The 19,192-nt window shown below is 52.5% G+C and carries 17 protein-coding genes; 8 read left to right on the top strand and 9 right to left on the bottom strand.

Translation table 11 applies throughout. The features are described 5' to 3' along the window. Positions 1–42: 42 nt before the first annotated feature. Both VFA09_07230 and VFA09_07225 read right to left on the bottom strand, forming a co-directional pair. Positions 43–1,242 carry a HAMP domain-containing sensor histidine kinase gene (locus VFA09_07230; GenBank protein ID HZU67056.1) on the bottom strand — a complete coding sequence of 400 codons (1,200 nt, stop codon included), beginning with the start codon at positions 1,240–1,242 and terminating at the stop codon, positions 43–45. 145 nt (positions 1,243–1,387) lie between these two features. Continuing rightward, positions 1,388–1,894, bottom strand: a complete 507-nt coding sequence (locus VFA09_07225; protein ID HZU67055.1) for a response regulator — start codon at positions 1,892–1,894, stop codon at positions 1,388–1,390. 435 nt (positions 1,895–2,329) lie between these two features. Between VFA09_07225 and VFA09_07220 the strand changes: the two genes are divergently transcribed. From VFA09_07220 to VFA09_07210, 3 genes are all read left to right on the top strand, one after another. Continuing rightward, a complete protein-coding gene (locus tag VFA09_07220; GenBank protein ID HZU67054.1) occupies positions 2,330–3,124 on the top strand; it encodes an ABC-2 family transporter protein in 795 nt (264 codons plus the stop codon). A gap of 90 nt (positions 3,125–3,214) precedes the next feature. Then, positions 3,215–4,033, top strand: coding sequence for an ABC-2 family transporter protein (locus VFA09_07215; protein ID HZU67053.1), 819 nt, complete (start codon positions 3,215–3,217; stop codon positions 4,031–4,033). 140 nt (positions 4,034–4,173) lie between these two features. Beyond that, the gene (locus VFA09_07210; protein HZU67052.1) at positions 4,174–5,226 is read left to right on the top strand and encodes an ATP-binding cassette domain-containing protein; all 1,053 of its coding nucleotides are present in this window, start codon (positions 4,174–4,176) and stop codon (positions 5,224–5,226) included. 142 nt (positions 5,227–5,368) lie between these two features. Here VFA09_07210 and VFA09_07205 read toward each other — a convergent pair whose 3' ends face one another. Together VFA09_07205 and VFA09_07200 are read right to left on the bottom strand one after the other, a co-directional pair. Next, positions 5,369–5,572 (bottom strand): hypothetical protein, encoded by a 204-nt coding sequence (locus VFA09_07205; GenBank protein ID HZU67051.1) that lies wholly within the window; start codon positions 5,570–5,572, stop codon positions 5,369–5,371. Positions 5,573–5,827: 255 nt separating this feature from the next. Further along, complete coding sequence (locus VFA09_07200) at positions 5,828–6,286, bottom strand: hypothetical protein (protein ID HZU67050.1); 459 nt, start codon at positions 6,284–6,286, stop codon at positions 5,828–5,830. A 427-nt stretch (positions 6,287–6,713) separates the two neighbouring features. Here VFA09_07200 and VFA09_07195 point away from each other — a divergent pair, with 427 nt between their 5' ends. From VFA09_07195 to VFA09_07180, 4 genes are all read left to right on the top strand, one after another. Next, on the top strand, positions 6,714–7,820 hold the full coding sequence (locus VFA09_07195) for an SRPBCC family protein (GenBank protein HZU67049.1): 1,107 nt from the start codon (positions 6,714–6,716) through the stop codon (positions 7,818–7,820). 257 nt (positions 7,821–8,077) lie between these two features. Then, positions 8,078–8,389: a hypothetical protein gene (locus VFA09_07190; protein ID HZU67048.1), complete on the top strand. Its 312-nt coding sequence runs from the start codon at positions 8,078–8,080 to the stop codon at positions 8,387–8,389. 465 nt (positions 8,390–8,854) lie between these two features. Next, on the top strand, positions 8,855–9,448 hold the full coding sequence (locus VFA09_07185) for a DUF1003 domain-containing protein (protein HZU67047.1): 594 nt from the start codon (positions 8,855–8,857) through the stop codon (positions 9,446–9,448). Between the two features lie 733 nt (positions 9,449–10,181). Further along, on the top strand, positions 10,182–11,024 hold the full coding sequence (locus tag VFA09_07180; protein ID HZU67046.1) for a hypothetical protein: 843 nt from the start codon (positions 10,182–10,184) through the stop codon (positions 11,022–11,024). Positions 11,025–11,101: 77 nt separating this feature from the next. Here the strand turns inward: VFA09_07180 and lepA are convergent, their stop codons facing one another. The 4 genes from lepA to VFA09_07160 form a co-directional block, all read right to left on the bottom strand. Next, positions 11,102–12,907, bottom strand: coding sequence for a translation elongation factor 4 (gene lepA / locus VFA09_07175; GenBank protein HZU67045.1), 1,806 nt, complete (start codon positions 12,905–12,907; stop codon positions 11,102–11,104). Next, positions 12,904–14,070, bottom strand: a complete 1,167-nt coding sequence (mnmA, locus tag VFA09_07170) for a tRNA 2-thiouridine(34) synthase MnmA (protein HZU67044.1) — start codon at positions 14,068–14,070, stop codon at positions 12,904–12,906. Before mnmA ends, lepA begins: the two co-directional genes overlap by 4 nt. A gap of 166 nt (positions 14,071–14,236) precedes the next feature. Then, positions 14,237–16,522 (bottom strand): diguanylate cyclase, encoded by a 2,286-nt coding sequence (locus VFA09_07165; GenBank protein ID HZU67043.1) that lies wholly within the window; start codon positions 16,520–16,522, stop codon positions 14,237–14,239. 240 nt (positions 16,523–16,762) lie between these two features. Continuing rightward, positions 16,763–17,620, bottom strand: coding sequence for a hypothetical protein (locus VFA09_07160; GenBank protein ID HZU67042.1), 858 nt, complete (start codon positions 17,618–17,620; stop codon positions 16,763–16,765). 398 nt (positions 17,621–18,018) lie between these two features. On the opposite strand from VFA09_07160, the gene VFA09_07155 reads away from it, so the two are divergent. Beyond that, positions 18,019–18,555 (top strand): hypothetical protein, encoded by a 537-nt coding sequence (locus tag VFA09_07155; protein HZU67041.1) that lies wholly within the window; start codon positions 18,019–18,021, stop codon positions 18,553–18,555. 183 nt (positions 18,556–18,738) lie between these two features. On the opposite strand, the gene VFA09_07150 is transcribed toward VFA09_07155, so the two are convergent. After that, the gene (locus VFA09_07150) at positions 18,739–19,020 is read right to left on the bottom strand and encodes a hypothetical protein (protein ID HZU67040.1); all 282 of its coding nucleotides are present in this window, start codon (positions 19,018–19,020) and stop codon (positions 18,739–18,741) included. Positions 19,021–19,192 lie beyond the last annotated feature (172 nt).

Here is a 19,192-nt window from a genome sequence, read left to right as displayed (position 1 = left end):
GCGCTGTCCCTACAGGACGAAGTAGTCAGGCTGGCTTCTCCCTCACTTTTCTTGCTGACTCATTGGGAGTTTGACAAAGAAGGTAACACCTTTGCCTTCTGTTGATTCCACCCAGATCTGCCCTCCATGTCGCTCGACAATCTCCTGGCTGATGGCCAGACCAAGGCCCCACCCTTTGATTTCAGTGTTTTCAGCATCGGGCGTGCGATAGAACGGTTCAAAAATATGCTCTCGTTGTTCCTGGGTGAGTGCTTTGCCCTCGTTGTGAACCTCTAAGATCACATAGGGATGCACTGGACGTACACGCACATGAATAGCGCTCTGTTCTGGTGAATATTTCACGGCATTGTTGACCAGGTTCACCACGACCTGAGCGAGTCGTTTTTCATCAGCTTGAAGTAGGAGAGGTTCAGCAGGTAGCTCTAGCTCAATCGAACGGGCTGAAACAGCTTGCTGATCCTGGATGACCTCGCGGCAGAGGCGCCCAGGATCACACCAGGCCAGCCGTAGTGAGTACTGCCCCGCCCGGACGCTGCTCAAATCAAACAGTTCTTCGATTAAGACGCGCAGAGTTTGTGCCTGTGCTTCAATGAGTTCGAAATACTGGCGCAAAGCGGCCCAGTTCTCAGGTGTTTCTCCTGACCTGTTCAGGCGTCGTAAGGCCAGCTGCGCGCGACCAAGGATCGTGGCCGCCGGCGTCCTGAGTTCGTGTGCTGATCGCAGAATCACAAAGTCCTTCAAGGCATTGGCGCGCTCAAGTTGTTCGTTGGCCTGGAGCAATCTCTGATTGGCTTCTTCTAGTTCTCGCGCATATGTTTGTGTCATTTGCTGAGCGGCATGAATACGTCGTCGAGCCGACTCAAAGCGCATCACCGTCATAATCGCGACGAGTTGTAGGGCGACGAAAGGCGCAAAGATGGCGAGATCGCGCCCCATATTCGGCGACACCAGGCCGGGCGCAACAAAGATGGCGATAGCAATCAAGCCCATGGCCATGGTGAACAAGGCAGGACGCAGACCCCATAGAAGGCCAACCAGCGCGGATATAAGAGCATAAGGAACGGCGTCGAAAAAAGATGTTGACGCAAGGAAATCCCAGACCTTATCGAAAGGTATCATCACGACAACGAGGATCAGGCCGACAACGCATCCGCACCAGGCAGATCGCACCCAGAAGAGGCGTGTAACCAGGCGTTGGGAATATTGCTCGGGAGAACCTTTTTGAGGGCGATGATTACTCATTCTTGTTTGCATAAGGGCCTCTGATAAGCGCTCTCTCCTCTGAAAACGATCTCCTTGGACCAAAGGCGGTAGGACAGGGACGAGCCGCTGTCCCTACTGGACTTTTCAATCACCCAGGTACCAGGGACGCCAGAGGGAAAGATTGCTAGCTGCCGCCCGCCAGTGGCGCGAGGAAGCGCTCCACCAGTGTAAGCAGAGCGTCGATCTGGAACGGTTTTAAGAGAATGTCCTGAACCCCAGGAACATCGGTTGTACGGTAAACGCGAACATCGGCGGTAATCGCTACAATAGGGATGCGATCATAAGGCTCGTGCTGAGAAAGCCAGTGCGCAATGTCGTAGCCGGAAACGCCCGGCATCATCAAATCGAGCAGCAGGAGTGCCGGTAGGTGCCACTCTCCGCGTTTGCCCATCTCCTCTAAGAATGGGAGGACCGACTGGCCCTCAGTAATGCCCAGGCAGTTATATCCCTCGGTCTCTAGTAGTGAGATGAGCAGGGATACCATGGGCTGGTGATCGTCAACAATCAGGATATAGGGATGCTCCGTCTCAGCTGGAGGGATGGAAGACCAGTCTTCTATAGACATCATAGGATTGCCGGTGCAACTATACCACATTTCTTTTTCGCCCGCTTTCATCAGGGATGACCACAAACTGACGCCCTGCGCCCCCACAACATGAGGATTACGGCCTCAATCAAGGATAGCAGGGGTCTAGATGATGAAGGTGGCCTGCTACAATGGCATCCAGGGGGATTCCGCAAGTATGCAGAAAGGTAATACCCTTCCTGGTACTGGTATAAAGGGGAAACGTCATGAAAGCGTCATGAACAGCGTCATGAGCAATAGCCCACCGCTTTTGACAGCCTTCCCCAAAGTATGGTATAACTCTTGATGCAGTTCTGCGAAAAGGCAACGCAGGTAGCTTGCCCGCGTTCCTGGGCAGAATGAAGCATAAACAAGACACGGGGTAGACATTGGCTATCCCGCATTACTGCGTGTCCGCGAAAACACGGAAAAGGAACCAGAACCCCCCTCGCGGGATGGGTTGCTGGGTTTTTGTGCTGCAAAAAGGTAGGAGAAGCCGAGATGCTGCGTTTCTATTTCGAGGTCGCCCGCACCGCTTTCCGGCGGCAGCTCATTTATCGTTGGGCCAATATCGCGGGCCTGCTGACGAACGTCTTCTGGGGCATTATCATCAGCTACGTCATGATCGCGCTGTTCCACGCCCGGCACCAGGTGGGCGGCTTTGATGTACGCGATACGCTGAGCTACGTGTGGGTGGTGCAGGCCATGATTATGATCGTTCTACCTTTCGGCTGGTATGACTTGATGCTTACCATCCGTTCGGGCGAGGTCGTCACCGATCTGAGCAAGCCGTGCGATTTCTGGTGGTACTGGTTCAGCCGGGAAATCGGACGCGATTGCTATTATCTTCTCTATCGAGGTATCCCTACCTACACTGCCGGCGCGCTGCTCTTCGGCTTTGGCCTGAGCGGAGATTGGAGAAACTGGCTGGTCTATATGGTTTGCCTGCCGCTCGGGGCCATACTGGGGATCGCCTGCCGTTTTCTCTATAACATCGTCGCCTTCTGGATCGTCGAAGCGCGGGCGACGGCGGTTATGGTTGGCACCATCGCTCTCTTTTTTACCGGCAGTTACATCCCGCTGCCGTTCTTACCGCCCTGGCTGCATACTATTGCCATCTGGTCTCCTTTCAATGGTCTCTTGAATGTGCCTGCGGAAGCCTTTCTGGGGAAGCTGACCGGCGGTTCGCTGCTGCTTGAGATTCTGCGCCAGGTTGGTTGGATCATCGTGCTGGTCATTGTGGCACGCGCAGTCACCGCCATAGCTGCGCGGCGTGTCGAGGTGCAGGGTGGATGAATTAGTCTGGCAAATCGCTTTATTGGCCGGATTGGTTGCTCTCTCGCAGTATGTCCTATCTAGCGATGGGAAAAAAAGGAGAAAATGCTCATGTTCAATGCTCTGCTCGGTGATGCGCGCCTCTACCTGCGGCTGGTCGCGATGCAGATTCGCGCGCAGCTGCGCTATAAAGCCAACCTTCTTATAGACATTATAACGTATTTTTTGATCACCGGACTTGAATTTGCGGCCGTGATGCTGCTCTTTGGCCCTTTTCCCTCGATACTGGGTTGGCACATCGGTGAGGTGGCCTTTCTTTATGCAACCACATCGATCAGCTTTGGGCTGGCCGAATTATTCGGCGCTGGCATCGATGCTTTTGATATAACCATCCGGCGTGGCGAGTTCGACCGCGTGCTATTGCGGCCTATCAGTGCTTTCGTACAGGTGATAGGCAGCGATTTTCGCCTGCGCCGCTTCGGTCGATTGACGGAGGGACTGATGGCTTTTGGCATCGCGCTCAAACTCTTGCCCGGAATGACCTGGACTCCGTTGAAGCTCGTCCTGCTGCCGGTCGGCATTGTGAGTGGCGCGGTCGTCTTCACGGCTATCCTGTTGCTGGGGGCAACTATGTGCTTCTGGACGGTTGAAACAACAGAGTTGACCAATATTCTGACATACGGCGGGCGTGAGATGCTGAGCTACCCATTCTCGATCTACAATCAGAATTTGCAGCGTTTCTTCCTGTTCGTCGTTCCGCTGGCCTTTTGTTCCTATATTCCCGTCTGCTACCTGCTGGGACGCGATATGCCGTTTGGGCTGCCGGGCGGCATCGCTTTCGCGGCTCCGCTGGTGGCGCTGTTTTTTGCGCTGGCGTCAGGGGCTATCTGGCGCATTGGTGTGAACCATTATCAAAGTACTGGTAGCTAATCAGCTATTGCTGAAAGTCGGGAAGTACCCCAGACCATGTCATTCTGAGCGCAGCCAAGAATCTGTGCCCTGTCTCACCCAGATTCTTCACTGCGCTCAGAATGACATGGTCTGAACCGCAATGAAAGGAGATGTTTCACATGGAGACAATGATTGAGGCGGAAAACCTGCAAAAGACCTTTCGCGTAGCGCGCAGGCGTCCAGGACTGCTTGGGGGAATACGCAGCGTCGTAGACCCGGAGGTGCGTATTGTGGAGGCCGTGAGCGATCTTTCGTTACGTGTTGAGCGCGGAGAAATGGTCAGCCTTGTTGGGCCAAACGGGGCGGGCAAATCTACGACGATTAAAATGCTGACGGGTATTCTTGTGCCTACGAGCGGCCATATACGGGTCGCGGGACTGGTGCCCATGCACCAGCGCCGCGCACTGGCGGCGCGCATCGGCGTTGTTTTTGGGCAGCGCACGCAGCTATGGTGGGATCTGCCACTCATCGATTCGCTGCGCCTGCTGAGGCACCTGTATCGCGTGCCTGAAGAGAAATTTCAGGCCAATCTTGTCCGCTTGCGCTCGATGCTTGATCTCGACGAGTTTATTGATACTCCCGTGCGCCAGTTATCACTTGGGCAGCGTATGCGTGGAGACCTGGCAGCTGCTCTGCTGCATGACCCGGAACTGCTCTACCTGGATGAACCCACGATTGGTCTGGATGTGGTGGCGAAGGCGCGCATCCGCGAATTTTTGCTGTCTATCAATGCCGAAAAAGGCGTGACGGTCCTGCTCACCACGCATGATATGGACGACGTGGAGATGCTTTGCCCGCGTATGGTCATCATCGACCATGGGCGCAAGCTCTACGATGGGACAGTAAATGCCATACGGGAGCGCTTTGGTGGTGAGCGCACTTTGATCGCGGTGCTGGATTCCGCTGAGATAGCAGTTATGCCACGCGATGCTGATGGACAACCTGTAATTCGCGATCTACCCGCTGGAGTACGCCGGTTGCGAGTCGAAGGCCCGCGTATCTGGCTCAGCTTTGGTAAAGATGCTCTACCCGCGCATGAACTGGTGGCCTGGCTGGGGGCGAGATACCGGTTGCGCGATGTGACCTTTCAGGAACCGGAGATCGAGGATGTGATCCGGCGCATCTATGAGGAAGGACTGCTTCTGTCGCAAGCTGAAACAGTAAGCGGATAGTTGTATGCAGTTTCCAGGCCCATTATAGGCTGCTCGCCGGAAAATTGTGTTCGTTTCCTGTTCGTGAGGTGTGATAAAGGTATCAGCAACTGTGGCAATTTGCTCATTAGAGAGAGGCTGCATCATGCAATCTTATAACAGGTCAGGCCAGCGCTTCGCTCAAATCGCCTACGAGCTTCTGAATTTCACGTAGACGGCGCTCTGCCAGTTCCACATTTTCTAGCGCCTGGGCGAGAATGCGCTCTTCCAAAGAGGAATAGGAGCGAGCGATTTCAGGGTCGATCGAGCTTCCCAGAAGCTCAAGTGCGCGATGAAGTTTGCTCTCTTCGGTTTCGGTTGCCATCATATTCTGCCCCCTTTGTGCTCAAAGGTTCCACCACTGTAATGACGAGACTTTACTCTAAGGCTGTAAAAGACTTGATCGGAAATGATCGCGCTTCCCTACGTGTTTGCTCCTAAAGAACATACGTTGACAAATGGCTAATGGTTGCATGAAATATGCGTATGTATACCCATCATTTCACGTTGCCCGGCGTAAGCGCATCCACATATCTATATTATAGTAGACGCCCAGGAATGCCAAATCGAGGCACCAAGAGTCCTATTTGACATTAACGGTCAGGTTCATGTTCACGTGAATAGAACAATAGATATGAAATGTCCCTGCTGTGTTGAATGGGCCAATCTGTGTTGAACCGCCGTTAATCTGCACGTTGCTGATGGTGGGCGCTCCCGACTCTTTTGCCGGTTGTGGATTACCGTTGACCCACGTGCCGTTTGAAAGTATATGCAGGTATGACCCATCGTCGACCAGTGTGAGCTTGGAACCCTTGCTGACATTCACGCAATTCTGCGCGAAGTTATCTACGGTCAAATGGACAGTTCCGTTTGGGCAGCTACTTGAGCCAGAACTGCCTCCACTACCACTACTTGCCGGAGTACTGCTACTGCTCGCGCTTCCACCAGAGGTGCCTGGTCGCGAACAAGCGGCAAATAAGATACTGCCGAGTGCCAATGAAGCGAGTAATATCATCAGAATCCGAAATCGCTTACTATACATGCTCTTACTTCCTCTCAGATATGATTGTCAGAGTACCGGGAAAAGGCTTCTTGTAGCCTACCACAAGTTCGAAAATCTCTCTCACTTCACTATTCTATTGAATACTATAGGAGTTTAAGCAAGCTCTTAGGAATAGGGTGTGTACCGTATTGTGTGTCGGGTGTATGCCTGATAGGAGCTGTTCTACCTTAACAATATATAATCTCTCCTTTAAAAAGGTTAAAATTTAGTTAGAGGACGATATAGAAGTGCTTAACTGGTTGTTAGTTTTGCTATACTGTGTTATACTAATTATATCCTGCATAGGACGTGCTGGGAAAACAACGCTGCGGACGTTGGAGAACTGACGCTAGCAGTTGAATAGTGAAGGTGGGTCTCCTCTCCTTAGAAAGAACAACGATGTTAGGTACAGAAAGGAAGGAAAAGTATGGCAGGTACAGGAAACATGGTTGAGCATCATGCCTCGGTAACGGTGAATGCACCGGTCCACCAGGTGTATAGCCTTTTCACACACTTTAACGATTTCCCCAAGTTCATGAGCTTTGTCAAGGAGGTCACCTACTACGATGATCAGCGTAGCCATTGGGTGGCCGATGTTGTTGGAGAACATCAGTGGGATGCCGTGAATGAAAACTGGGTCGAGGATCAGCAGATTGCATGGCGTTCCTACAATGGTATGGAAAATGCAGGGAAAGTGACATTCCAGCCCACGGGCACCAATCAGACACGTGTCGATGTCTATATCGATTACAGTCCGCCAGCTGGCGTGCTGGGTAACATTGGCGAAAAGTTAGGTGGCGGTCGCACTTTCCAGAGCCACTTGCAGCACGATCTCGATAACTTTGCTCGTATGGTAGACCAGGCACCTCCGGGCGCTCTGGACCCCGAGTCTTCCAATTATCTCTTCCACGGCGGTAGCGCCGCGGCTAAAGGCACAACTACCAGCCGCCAGGATGCCACGATGGGCAGGGAACCAGATATTGGAAGTAGCACGCCTACGACACCCGGTGGTACTTATAATGCAGGAGCGCCGGTCAATCCCGGCCAGACCACCGGTCAGACCTATAGTTCAGGGCCTATGAAAACCCCGCCTTCAACCGGCGAAACAGGAGCGCCCATGAGTTCTGTTCCTCCTGCCAATATAAGCGGGCTGGGCCAGACTACTCCAGCAACTGGCGAAGTAGGCGCGCCTATCAAAGATGTTCCGCCTGCTAATCCCATTCCAACAACGGGTGATACCTATAATACGGGCCAACCGTATAACAGCGATATTGCCTATACGGGATCAACAACCGGAGCGACTACTGACCGCCCTATCATGGACCAGGATATCATTAACGAGCCGGTGAATACGACTCCCGATATCCCCGGTAGTGGAAGCTATACGGGGCCTCAGGGTGGGATTAATCGCAATCCGGTAATGCCACCGGATACAGGCTCAACAGGTACAGGCCGTGTGATGCCACCCGAGACGAATAACTCGGATCCGAATGTGCCTCTACCACCCGAGAGAGACATAGATAAGGATTACTAGCAGCAGAGCTGGCCTTGTAGTGCTTGACCACAATGGTCTGGTGAATATTCACCAGACCACTTTTATGTTCAGAACTCTTTTTTGATAAACTCTACAGTTTGTGATAATCTCATCAGTACAGTATTTATTGACTTTTCATTTCTATCGTGTTACGATATTAATAAGAAAGAGCTTGACAATGATGTTGAGCTTATAAGATTGAGAAAACAAGCACTCAGAGGTGCTTGCCAGGATTGTGCCTGGAAGGAGGTCATTCCATGGAAGAATTTGAAGAAGAAACTATTGTCATTGTCACATCGGATGCTGTTCCTGCTTCCATTGATGGTGAGGGGAAAGTTGCCAATCCGGTAATGCCACCGGAGGAGATAGGGAAACCGGTGAATCCAGTAATGCCACCCGAGGGAATGGGAAAGCCCGAGAATCCGGTGATGCCGCCCGAGGGGATAGAGAAACCGGTGAATCCGGTAATGCCGCCGGAAGGAGTAGGAAAGCCGGAAAACCCGGTGATGCCACCGGAGGGGATTGGAAAGCCCGAGAATCCGGTGATGCCGCCCGAAAGAGGCGCATAAGAGCAGGTTCGTTACCTGATTCGGCTGAATATTACAAATCAGGGCCGCTCCTGTCATTCTGAGTGACCTGTCATGCTGAGCGCAGCGAAGAATCTCCCTGTTCGGCATACGAGAGGCCCAATCGTACTAAGTGGCTCACATCAGGTCATGCTGAGCGCAGCGAAGAATCTCCCTGGGGCATACGAGAGGCTCATTGTACTAAGTGGCTCACGGCATGTCATTCTGAGTGCAGCGAAGAATCCTCTTGGGGCATACGAGAGGCTGAGCGCAGCGAAGAATGACAGGGCCGATCTTGATTGTGAATTTTCATGAGGTACAGTAAGTAATGACTGTGCCTTTATTTATTGTTTGGCGGAAAAGTAGCCTCGCATATAGACTTCGTTCGCTGAAGCCCTCTCTACATCCCATCCGTGTATTTAAAAAATATGGGCTAGCAGGCGCCTGGAAAAAGATGGTAAAAATGCAATGATTAACGAAACAAAACAGCAGTCAAATCCTCATTCCAATCGGATAAAGGACGCTCAGAAAGCCACTGAACTGGTTGATATCGTTGGCGAAAATATCGAATCTATTGTTGACCTGCATATGTGTGCCGAAAAGCAAGTCAGTCATCATCAACGCTTCATAGAAACAGTTACGAACAATCTCGGGCGTCCTCGATTTTTCTATCTCATCGTACTCTTTGTTGCTCTATGGATAGGTGTAAACCTGTTGCTTCCTCGTTTTGGAGTTGCTAGTTTTGATGTTCCTCCATTCTACTGGCTCCAGGGTATTGTAAGTTTGAGCGCGTTGCTCATGACCACGGTGATTCTGATTACCCAGAATCGTCATGGCAAGCTCGATGATCTGCATATGCATTTAAATATGCAGGTCAATCTGCTTATTGAGCGGAAGGTGACTAAACTTATTGACCTGGTTGAGGAACTGCGTAGCGACATGCCTATCGTCGAGAACCGCCACGACCCGCAGGCTGAGGCGATGAAGGAACCGGTCAATCCACATGAGGTGGTCAGAAACTTGAGACAAACTCTACAAGAAGTAGCCGACGAAGGGCAATAAGTATCGCAATAATGTAGAACTTCTGTTCGCCTTGACTTTTGTGAAACATCATGGTATACTCTTTATATTCCGAAAGGGATATCCAGGGAACACAAAGACCCTGGCATAAGGCGAACGGCCTTACATTGGTAATTCCGAAAGGAGAACTACTATGCCAATGAAGAAACCAATACGCCTCTTAGGGATGGTCTTTCAGATCGACTAGTAGAGCCCGTGAAGGCGGGCATACCGGGCCTCTGAGCCACCGGCCTTAACCTGGCATACTTGAACAGATATCACATTGATATCGTCCCAATTGGGGATCCTGTCAAGTCTTTACGATGGCTTTCGTCGCAGGTTGGTGGTGGTACGCAGAGGAATGACAGGGGCTATTTACTTCCAGGCCCCTCTTTCTGTAATAGAACTCGGTTGAACGTGAACACGGGAGTTGTGCAGAAAAAGAAACACAGAAGGATCAGGTAGCATGATTGCCTGATCCTTTCTGCATTACTGGTCCTATCTCTTCGCTTCCTCTATGCCTCTTTCACTATGTTCCGGCGTTGTTTCCTCCGCTCATTACATATCCTTGTGCAATGTTACATTTTTCCCTTGATCGCTTGAAAAATACTTGACGATGCTCGGAATTTCCAGTAAGATAAAAATCACATCATTTGGGAAATTCGCGGAGTTGGCCCTCTCTTTGCTTCTGAAGCAAGCAAAGACGACAAACTGTTCTTAGAGAGGCTGGTTCGACATGGAAAAACTGACATTGCCGGAGAATCGTGGCTATCTCATTGCTATTATTGGCGGTATTGAAGCTTTAACTGCTTTTCTCCTCATGCCCTATATTACCCTTGTTTACCCAGGTTCAGGAGGAGTATCGTTCGCTTTGAGTGCGTTCAGCGATGGAGGACTGATATGGGTTGAACTCATCCTGGCGCTGGCCGCGATCATCATTCCTGCTGTGCTGATTTTTCGGTCTAATCCGTTTGGTCTTTCTGGAACTCCGCTTGAAACGCAGGTGCGCATCGGAATTTATTCGTTGATAGGAATAGGCGCGTTGGGCCTTCTTGCGCAGCTCATTGTGGCGCTCAATGGCGGTGATTTTACCATTAATGGTCAGACATTAAATGCGTTAAATTCCGGCTCCAACTCAAGCCTTAATATTAACTATAGCACCGGTTTCTGGTTCTTTCTCCTATCAATGCTGGCTGTAGCCGTGGGCGGGGGAATTGCATTTAAAGAGAAGATAGGGCTGCCATCATCTGCTCATACGTGGACACCGTCGACGCAATATCCACCTTACCAGCAGGATGTGCCTCCCGCTCCCGACTATGTCGCTTACCCACAACAGTGGCAGCAAGGACAGCCCGGGCAACAGCCGCCGCTACAATATCCAGCCTATGACCCGCAGCAATGGCAACCGACGCAGCAGCAACAGCCACCACCACCGCCATATCAGGGATATAATCCGCAGCAGTGGCAACCGACGCAGCAGCAACAGCCCAACCCACAGCAGTGGCAACCAACGCAGCCGCCGCAACCGCCACAGACTAACCCGCAGTATCCACAGCAAAAGCCTCCACAGCAACCATAATACTGATGAATAAAATGAAGTGGTAGAAATCCGTGTTGCATTTCTACCACTTCAGCTCTTGCAGGAGAACGCTGAACCTATTCTTCCAATGACAAAATCGCCATAAATGCCTCCTGCGGAATTTCCACATTCCCTACCATTTTGAGGCGTTTTTTACCCTCTTTCTGCTTCTCCAGCAGCTTGCGCTTGCGCGTCACGTCGCCGCCATAACACTTCGCCAGCACATCCTTGCGCATCGCTTTAACCGTTTCGCGTGCTATGATATGCGAGCCGATAGCTGCCTGGATTGGCACCTCGAAGAGCTGGCGGGGAATCAACCGGCGCAGTTTCTCCACAAGCAGGCGTCCCTGCGCGTAAGCCTTATCGCGATGGATAATCAATGAGAGCGCGTCCACAGGTACCGAATTGACCAGGATATCCAGTTTCACCAGGTCGGCTTCCTGATAGCGGCCAAGGGTGTAATCCAGTGAGGCGTAGCCCTGCGTGCGCGATTTGAGCTGATCGTAGAAATCGGTGATCAGTTCGGCAAGTGGGATGCCATAGGTCAGCAGAACACGCTCCGTATCGATGTATTTCATCTCACTGAAGGTGCCGCGCCTGGTTGTGACCAGGTCCATGATGGTGCCGATATAGCGGGCAGGTGTAAAGATGGAAATATCCATCCATGGTTCTTCGATTTTCTCAATTTCTCCTGGATCGGGCATCGTGGACGGATTGTCTATTTTCAAGACCTCGCCGTTTCTTTTGGTGACGTAGTACTCTACGCTTGGGGCGGTCGCCAGGATATCCAGGTTGTATTCCCGCTCGATGCGTTCCTGGATGATTTCCATGTGGAGAAGCCCCAGGAAGCCGCAGCGGAAGCCGAAGCCCAGCGCAGTGGAGGTTTCCGGCTCGTAGAAGAGCGAGGCGTCGTTCAATTTGAGGCGATCCAGCGCATCACGCAATAAAGGGTATTCGTTGCCCTCAACTGGATAGATGCCCGCGTAGACCATTGGCTTGGCCGGTTTGTAACCTGGCAGCGCCTCGACCTGGCCCAGTGCCGGGGGCACCGTTACCGTATCGCCGACGCGGCAATCCTTCACATTCTTGAAGCCCGTCGCAATGTAGCCCACTTCGCCTGTTGTCAGAGCATGTGCTGAAATCAAACGCGGCTGGAAGTAACCTGCTTCCAGTATTTCTGTGCTGCTGCCGGTTGCCATCATGACGATGCGTTGCCCTTCCTGCAGCTCCCCATCGACGATACGCACGTAGGCAATGACGCCCTTGTACGAGTCGTAGTGGGAATCGAAGACGAGTGCGCGCAGTGGCCGGTGTACATTGCCTCTGGGAGGGGGAATGCGATGGATAACGGCCTCCAGGATATCCTGCGTGCCGGTACCCTCTTTCGCTGAGGCGAGAATACATTCGTCTTTAGGTATGCCAATCACATCCTCGATCTCTTGCATCACTCGTTCGGGTTCGGCGCTGGGCAAGTCGATCTTGTTGATTATGGGAATGATATTCAGATCGGCTTCGAGCGCAAGATACATATTCGCGAGCGTCTGCGCCTCGATCCCCTGCGTCGCGTCGACAACCAGCAGCGCTCCCTCGCAAGCTGCCAGGCTGCGCGAAACTTCATAGGTGAAATCGACATGCCCGGGAGTGTCGATCAAGTTCAGCTCGTACTGTTCCCCGTTAAGCGCGTTATAGAGCATGCGCACGGCCTGTGCTTTGATCGTAATGCCTTTCTCTCGTTCCAGGTCCATCTGGTCGAGTATCTGCTCTGTCAGTTCGCGCTTGGAAACGGTTCCCGTAAATTCCAGCAGGCGGTCGGCAAGCGTTGATTTGCCATGATCTATATGAGCGATAATACAAAAATTTCGAATATGAGCCTGATCCGTCATTCAATCAATCCTCCGCACAACACCTCATCACCATCCTCGCCGCCATAGAAAACGGCTGCCTGTCCAGGAGTGATGGCACGCTGTGGGCGTGTAAAAGTTACCAGGGCACGATTTCCCTCCAGGGGCGTGACCAGCGCTTCTTGTTCGGGCGCCTTGTAGCGTATGCGCACGAATGCCTGAAATGGCCCGGTTGGCGTTTCACCGCTGATATAGTGCATCTTACCAACGGTACAGCTATCCTTCAGCAGGGCTTCTGCCGGTCCGACCACCAGCGCGTTCTGATCGGCGTCAATCTTTATAACGTGCAAAGGTTCCGATGAGGTAATTCCGAGTCCCTTGCGCTGTCCAATGGTATAGTAAGCCAGCCCGCGGTGGCGTCCCAGCGTTTTTCCACTCAGGTCGTAGATCGGGCCGGGTCTGGGAATGGTAATAACGCTGTTGGCACGCGCCATTGTACCGGTGGGCATTCCTACCGGTTCGCGTTCCTCAGGCAGGGTTGCCGAGTAGCGATCAATGAAGCCACGGTAATCGTTCTGAGCAACGAAGCAGATTTCCTGGCTCTCGGCCTTGGTTGCTACTGAGAGGCCGCGTTCTGCCGCCATAGCGCGCACCTGCGGCTTCGTATATGGCCCTAGTGGAAAGCAGGCATGCGCAAGCTGCTGCTGGTTGAGAACATGCAGGACATAGGACTGATCCTTGTCACGGTCTATCGCGCGACGCAGGCGGCGCTTGCCGGTAACGGGATGATCGTCGACGCGCACGTAGTGTCCTGTCGCCAGGTAGTCGGCATCCAGCGCCAATGCGCGATTCAGCAGGAGCGTGAAGCGAATATGGCGGTTGCACGTCAGGCAAGGATTGGGTGTACGCCCGGCAACATATTCCTGGTAGAAGTAATCTACCACATTATCCTTGAACTCCTGCTCTACATTGACCAGGTAAAAGGGTATGTCGAGCTTACGCGCCACGCGTCTTGCATCATCGACGGCCTCGAGCGAACAGCATTTATTTTGCACGACTCGTTCGACGCCATCGTCCTCTATGACGCCCGGCTCGGACCAGAGGCGAAGCATAATGCCGATGACCTCGTGTCCCTGCTCCTTAAGTAGTGCGGCGGCTACTGAACTATCCACGCCGCCGCTCATTGCGACGACTATTCTTGCCATGATGCTGCTCCCTGGAATCGGTGCTGATAGAAAAAAGGACTAGCCATGGGGGCTAGTCTCCAAATGTCTCGCTACATGCTTATCTGTATGTACCCGGCTGGTGTGCCCTTGTTTGCCATACAAAGGGTAACACAGAGTCACGAGCTTGTCAAATAAGGCAAATGCACTAGACGGGAAGAAATAAGTCGGAATGTTTCGACTGTTGCATGGGACTTACTTGCGCTTGCCGGTTCTTTAGCACTTCTCGAAATATGGGAATGAGCGCGGGATCAAACTGTGTGCCAGATTGGCGCTCCAGTTCCGCCAGCGCGTCTTCAGGTGACCGGGCAGCCTGATAAGGCTGTTGGGTAATCATGGCATGATACGCTTCTGCTAGCGTAATCATCCGGGCTTCCAGTGGAATCGCCTCACCGGCTAACTTGTCGGGATCGCCCGAGCCATCCCAGCGTTCATGGTGATGCCGGATTGCCGGTGCCAGGTCACTGAGCCAGGGACTGGCCTCCACAATCGTGGCTCCAAGCTCAGCATGCTGATGTAGCAGGCGCCATTCTTGAGCCGAGAAGTGTTCTCGCGGCTGTTGCAGTAGTCGATCAGGTAGAGCGATCTTGCCGATGTCATGTAGAAAAGCGGCCGTTGCTGCTCGTAGGGTGCGTTCCTGATCAAGTTGCAGGATGCGAGCCATCCCCGCTACCAGGTCACTGACTTCGTGGGCATGTTCGCTCATGCCAGGCTGGCGCCAGTCGAGTACTCCCATCAATGAATAGATCAGGCCCAATTGTTCCGCGCGCATTTGCTGCATGAGGTCGCGTCCATCAGGCGCGACCAGTTCCGAGCGCTCCAGTTCCCTGGCTGTAGCGGCCTTAAGCGCAGCATTGCAATTGGCTCGTGCGGCCTCAACTGCGGTACGTACTTGATTGCGTCCCAGGCGCTTGGCCCAGTACATGGCCTGATCCGCCTGTTCGCGAAGTTCGCTGGCGGTTTGACCATCGGTGGGATAGGTTGCCAGCCCTATACTTACCGTAGCCGCGATTCCGCCCTTGACCTCATGGGAAGCGAATGGATGAGCTGCTACCGCGCTTCGCAAGCGTTCGGCAACGACCTTTGCCTCCTGTTCATTGGTTTCGGGTAGGAGAACCAGAAATTCTTCGCCGCCAAAACGCCCCACAGTATCCCCGGCCCGCAATACCGTCCGCGCGCGCGCTCCCAGCTCGCGCAGCACGGTATCCCCCACAGCGTGTCCATACGTATCGTTCACCTGTTTGAAGCGGTCGCCGTCAAAAAACAATACAGATAGCGGATGCCCATAACGCCTGGCTCGCTCGCACTCCTGCTCCAGCAGGCCTTGCAGCGCGCGGTGATTGGGTAGCTCAGTCAGTGGATCGGTAGTTGCCAGGGCCGCTAACCGCATATTAGCAGTATTGAGCGCCTCATGTTCTTGCCGCAATTCCTCATGCAGCTGTTTGAGTTCCTCGCCTTTCGCCAGTTCGTCTCGCTGCTGCCTGGTCTTCTCCAGCAGGCCGACAATTGTATCCAGCATGGTATTCACGGCGTGGAAGATCAGAGCGATCTCGTCACGTCCATCCACAGTAATACGCGCGGAAAATTCTCCCTGCTCGATCTCCTGCACGACGGCCCGGAGGCGGTGCAGGCGACGCACCACAGTTCTGGAGACAAGCCAGGCCACTATGGCGATTCCGAGCAGCAAGCTGAGCGCGGAGAGGCTCATTACCAGCAAGAGCTGCTCCTCCTCGACTATTGTAGCAGCATGGACCGCGGGAACCAGATTCTCTGTGAATTGAATCAGGATGAGCAGGGAAGTCATTGCGCCCGCATATGTTGGCTCCGTCACCCTGCTCTCGATGTTGGATGCCTTGCTCAGATTGTTATCAGAGATCGCCGCTATGATTTGCTCGAGCGAGCTTTTATACGCTTGCCAGGTTTGCATGGCTTCATTGGATCGTATGCGTTGTTCGGCAAGCTGAGCACTATAGCCCGCCTTTCGCACAAGCCCGGCAAGATCAGGATACCGGTACAGGACATCCTGTTGCAGGTAGGTGCTGAGGGTGGTATCGTAGTGTGCTATGTAATAGAGCGTTGTTGTCCGGTCTTCACGCAAGGTCTCCACGATCACCTGAGGTTTGCCCACGTCATTGAGATATCCCAGGATATTTGTATGAGTCTGCTGCAATGTCGCGACAGATTCGTTGAGGGACGTCGAGGCATGCAAGAGGTGCTGGTTAAATATCGAAACGTTTGAGAGCAGTTGATTGGTTTGTACACCAATGCTGCCCAGCGCGAGTAAAACCGCTATGATTGGGATGAGCATACCCAACGTCAGGCGTTTGCCAATTGATAGGGCAAGCAAGGGATGCCGGTTTTTGCGCGAGATGCTGGCCGGACCGGGCAGGTGCGTTTGCCACTCGGCAGGATGACAGGTAGAGTTATTCATCATTGCTCTTCTCCATATACCTTCGCGTAAGGGAAGATAACATGCTTGCGCTATCTCTCTGTTTGACCATCAAACAAACTGCCGAGCATCTGACCGTCCCGGAGTGAGTAAATAATCATCTACCAGTAATTTCGACTTGCCCGCTATTTTCTTGAGATGTGCGATAGAAAAGTTCAGATAGAAGGAGAACAATTGGAACAAAAGCCGCATACTTATCACTGACTGTGGTAAAAGGTGAATCTATCATCCTACAACCAGGACAAAACCTTCCATAGGGATAGGATACTCCGATGCCATGGGTAGTGCCTTTGCCCTATGAGTGAAAGGATCGACTTGATCGTGGTTACGGCAGTAGTAATAGTAAAGCCCCGGTGTATTAAAGAGAACGGTGATTGATGCACCACCAGGAACATCGTCTGTTCCGGCAATGCGAAACAGGCCGATGTCGGTGGGATTCAGCGGGCTGGACCAACCAGCTACCAATCCCACGAAATGTGGGTCTTCATCGAGATTATGCCAGGTGATGCCGCCGGGCCGGTTGATGGCTAGAAATTCACTGGCGAAGTCATCATGCCCTTTTGGAATAAAGTTGAGGGCGACAGAAGGCAGGTTGGGAATAGTGCCCTCAACCCAGATAATACCATCCATGGCGAGCGGGAAGTGGGGAACATCTTTGTTTGCGGCAACCCGGGCCAATCTGGGGTTCCAGGTACTTCTGGTAGGATCGTAGTAGTGATATAACCCGGCCTGATTGAAGGTGAAGTGTTCTTGCCCTCCTGGTGGCAGATCAAACGAGAATGCCTGCCGGTTGAGAAACTGGCTTTGCTGGGCTGTGGTAGTAACTGTATGTGCCACAGTATCAGTGTTGTTCCAGGTCACGGTGGCATGGAGTTGGACAACGAGCAGGAATGGCATGAATAGCTCCTGACCTCGCGGAAGTGTAATGATAGAGGTAGCTGGATGGGCCCTCGGTTGGATAGGAGCGGGGTTGTTATTATTCAAATGAGATGCCCAGATTGTATCACCGGCGATTAGCCCGGCTATGACAATGATGAGCAAAGGTATGGCAATGAACCAGTAGCGCAAGAATGCCTTGAACATAGGTCCCTCTTTCTTAAGAACAGCAACGTCTACGTCCAGTATAGAGAAAGGACCAACGGTAGATAAGGATGGAGAGATTGAGATTCTTCGCTGCACTCAGCATGACATGCCCCGGGGTCGCAATGCCCCGGGGCATGTCATGCTGAGTGCAGCGAAGAATCTCTTCTTGCATAGATTGCCAGAAACGATGACCTATGGTATCATAGTAGCCGTCAGGAAAACTGCACCGGTCAGGTAGAGGTAGAACTTTCGACCGGGCAAACGTTTATGATGGATTGAAGCGAGATTATCTGTATCTTACGTGCGTTAAAAACTGTAACAGGTGCAGCAGATACTAAGAAGTAAGCCCGAAATGCCGAACATATTTATTGGTGCGCCGGGCGGGGAGTATGATACGAATGCCTAAGAAGACAGCACATACCCGAAGCAGTGTGCAGCAGCGTCGCAAGCCGAAGACGCAGAAGAGCATTGAACTGGTACGTCCGGTATCAGTAGAAGAAGAGATTGAGCATGAAGATGATGCTGAGCCGGGCAGTGTTGGAGTAGCGACTTCCACGGTGGAAGCGCCTGAATCAGATAGTGAGCGTGAAAAAGCCCCGGCTCCCGTATCACCAAAGAAGAAGGAGACAACAACTTCGCCAAAAAGCAGCAAGCCATCTTCTCCAAAGGTCGAGAAGGCCCCGGCTCTCAAGGCCGCGCAAGAGGATGAACCGGGCGAGGTTGTAGAGGAAACTGTGCCGGCCAGCAGGCCAAGCGCTTCGGCGCGTATTGCGGCGCGTCGTCAGACGACGCAAAAGACGCAGCGTACTGTATCGTTGATCAGTGCCGAGAACTATGCCTACGTCCGTAAGGATCTGATAATTATCGCCATTCTGGCTGCTATCATGTTCTCCGCGATAATCATCCTGCACTTTGTGCCTGCTATCGGTGGCTAATTCCTCTTCCCCCAGAGTGGATGAGCCAGGCAAGTAGGAATAATAAAAGAGAAGCGCTATGAAAATGTTTTGGTGATCAGCGCTTCTCTTTTCTATTTGCTCGGGTGGCTTTTATGGAGGCATGACCGTCCGTCCGCAAAGCCAAGAATCTGCGATCCTGGGTCTGTGACGTTCGTTTGTTTACTAGTGCATAAGAGCGCCGGTACCTATACCGGTCGGGATGCCATGGCGGTGTGCAGCCGGTATAGTGACGCCCAAAACTCGCTGCATGGCCATCGTGTGGCTGCAGTCGCCCCAATCCTGGAAGAAACGGCAAGTACAATGCCACTCACCGTTATCATAGGTTGTAGTATGCACGTCGTTCTCGCCCCGGAACTCCGCCTCGAAGCGAGTAAACTGTATTCGTTCAGGCTCTTCCGCGTAACGCTTGGCTTTCGCGATCTTACTGATCATACTTGAATTCATTGTCGGTACTCTCCTTAAAGTCTAGCAACCACTCCGCGACCACATTTCATATCTATACGCATGTCTGGTACGTAGCCACTACATGATTCATTATTCTGCCTACGTAGCGTTAGTTCGCGCCGATAGCTCCTTGTGACTCTTCTCTCCTCCTTTCGTCAGATAATCATCCACT

Source organism: Ktedonobacteraceae bacterium, assembly GCA_035653615.1.
GTDB lineage: Bacteria > Chloroflexota > Ktedonobacteria > Ktedonobacterales > Ktedonobacteraceae > DASRBN01.
The sequence above is the reverse complement of the archived record's forward strand: the minus strand, read 5'-3'. Positions and strand labels throughout refer to the sequence as shown.

Coding starts and splice junctions, on each gene's coding strand:
- VFA09_07200 (HZU67050.1), bottom strand. CDS start 6,286: ATGTATAGTAAGCGATTTCGGATTCTGATGATATTACTCGCTTCATTG.
- VFA09_07220 (HZU67054.1), top strand. CDS start 2,330: ATGCTGCGTTTCTATTTCGAGGTCGCCCGCACCGCTTTCCGGCGGCAG.
- VFA09_07195 (HZU67049.1), top strand. CDS start 6,714: ATGGCAGGTACAGGAAACATGGTTGAGCATCATGCCTCGGTAACGGTG.
- VFA09_07190 (HZU67048.1), top strand. CDS start 8,078: ATGGAAGAATTTGAAGAAGAAACTATTGTCATTGTCACATCGGATGCT.
- VFA09_07210 (HZU67052.1), top strand. CDS start 4,174: ATGGAGACAATGATTGAGGCGGAAAACCTGCAAAAGACCTTTCGCGTA.
- VFA09_07180 (HZU67046.1), top strand. CDS start 10,182: ATGGAAAAACTGACATTGCCGGAGAATCGTGGCTATCTCATTGCTATT.
- VFA09_07215 (HZU67053.1), top strand. CDS start 3,215: ATGTTCAATGCTCTGCTCGGTGATGCGCGCCTCTACCTGCGGCTGGTC.
- VFA09_07165 (HZU67043.1), bottom strand. CDS start 16,522: ATGATGAATAACTCTACCTGTCATCCTGCCGAGTGGCAAACGCACCTG.
- VFA09_07230 (HZU67056.1), bottom strand. CDS start 1,242: ATGAGTAATCATCGCCCTCAAAAAGGTTCTCCCGAGCAATATTCCCAA.
- VFA09_07185 (HZU67047.1), top strand. CDS start 8,855: ATGATTAACGAAACAAAACAGCAGTCAAATCCTCATTCCAATCGGATA.
- mnmA (HZU67044.1), bottom strand. CDS start 14,070: ATGGCAAGAATAGTCGTCGCAATGAGCGGCGGCGTGGATAGTTCAGTA.
- VFA09_07205 (HZU67051.1), bottom strand. CDS start 5,572: ATGATGGCAACCGAAACCGAAGAGAGCAAACTTCATCGCGCACTTGAG.
- VFA09_07150 (HZU67040.1), bottom strand. CDS start 19,020: ATGAATTCAAGTATGATCAGTAAGATCGCGAAAGCCAAGCGTTACGCG.
- lepA (HZU67045.1), bottom strand. CDS start 12,907: ATGACGGATCAGGCTCATATTCGAAATTTTTGTATTATCGCTCATATA.
- VFA09_07160 (HZU67042.1), bottom strand. CDS start 17,620: ATGTTCAAGGCATTCTTGCGCTACTGGTTCATTGCCATACCTTTGCTC.
- VFA09_07155 (HZU67041.1), top strand. CDS start 18,019: ATGCCTAAGAAGACAGCACATACCCGAAGCAGTGTGCAGCAGCGTCGC.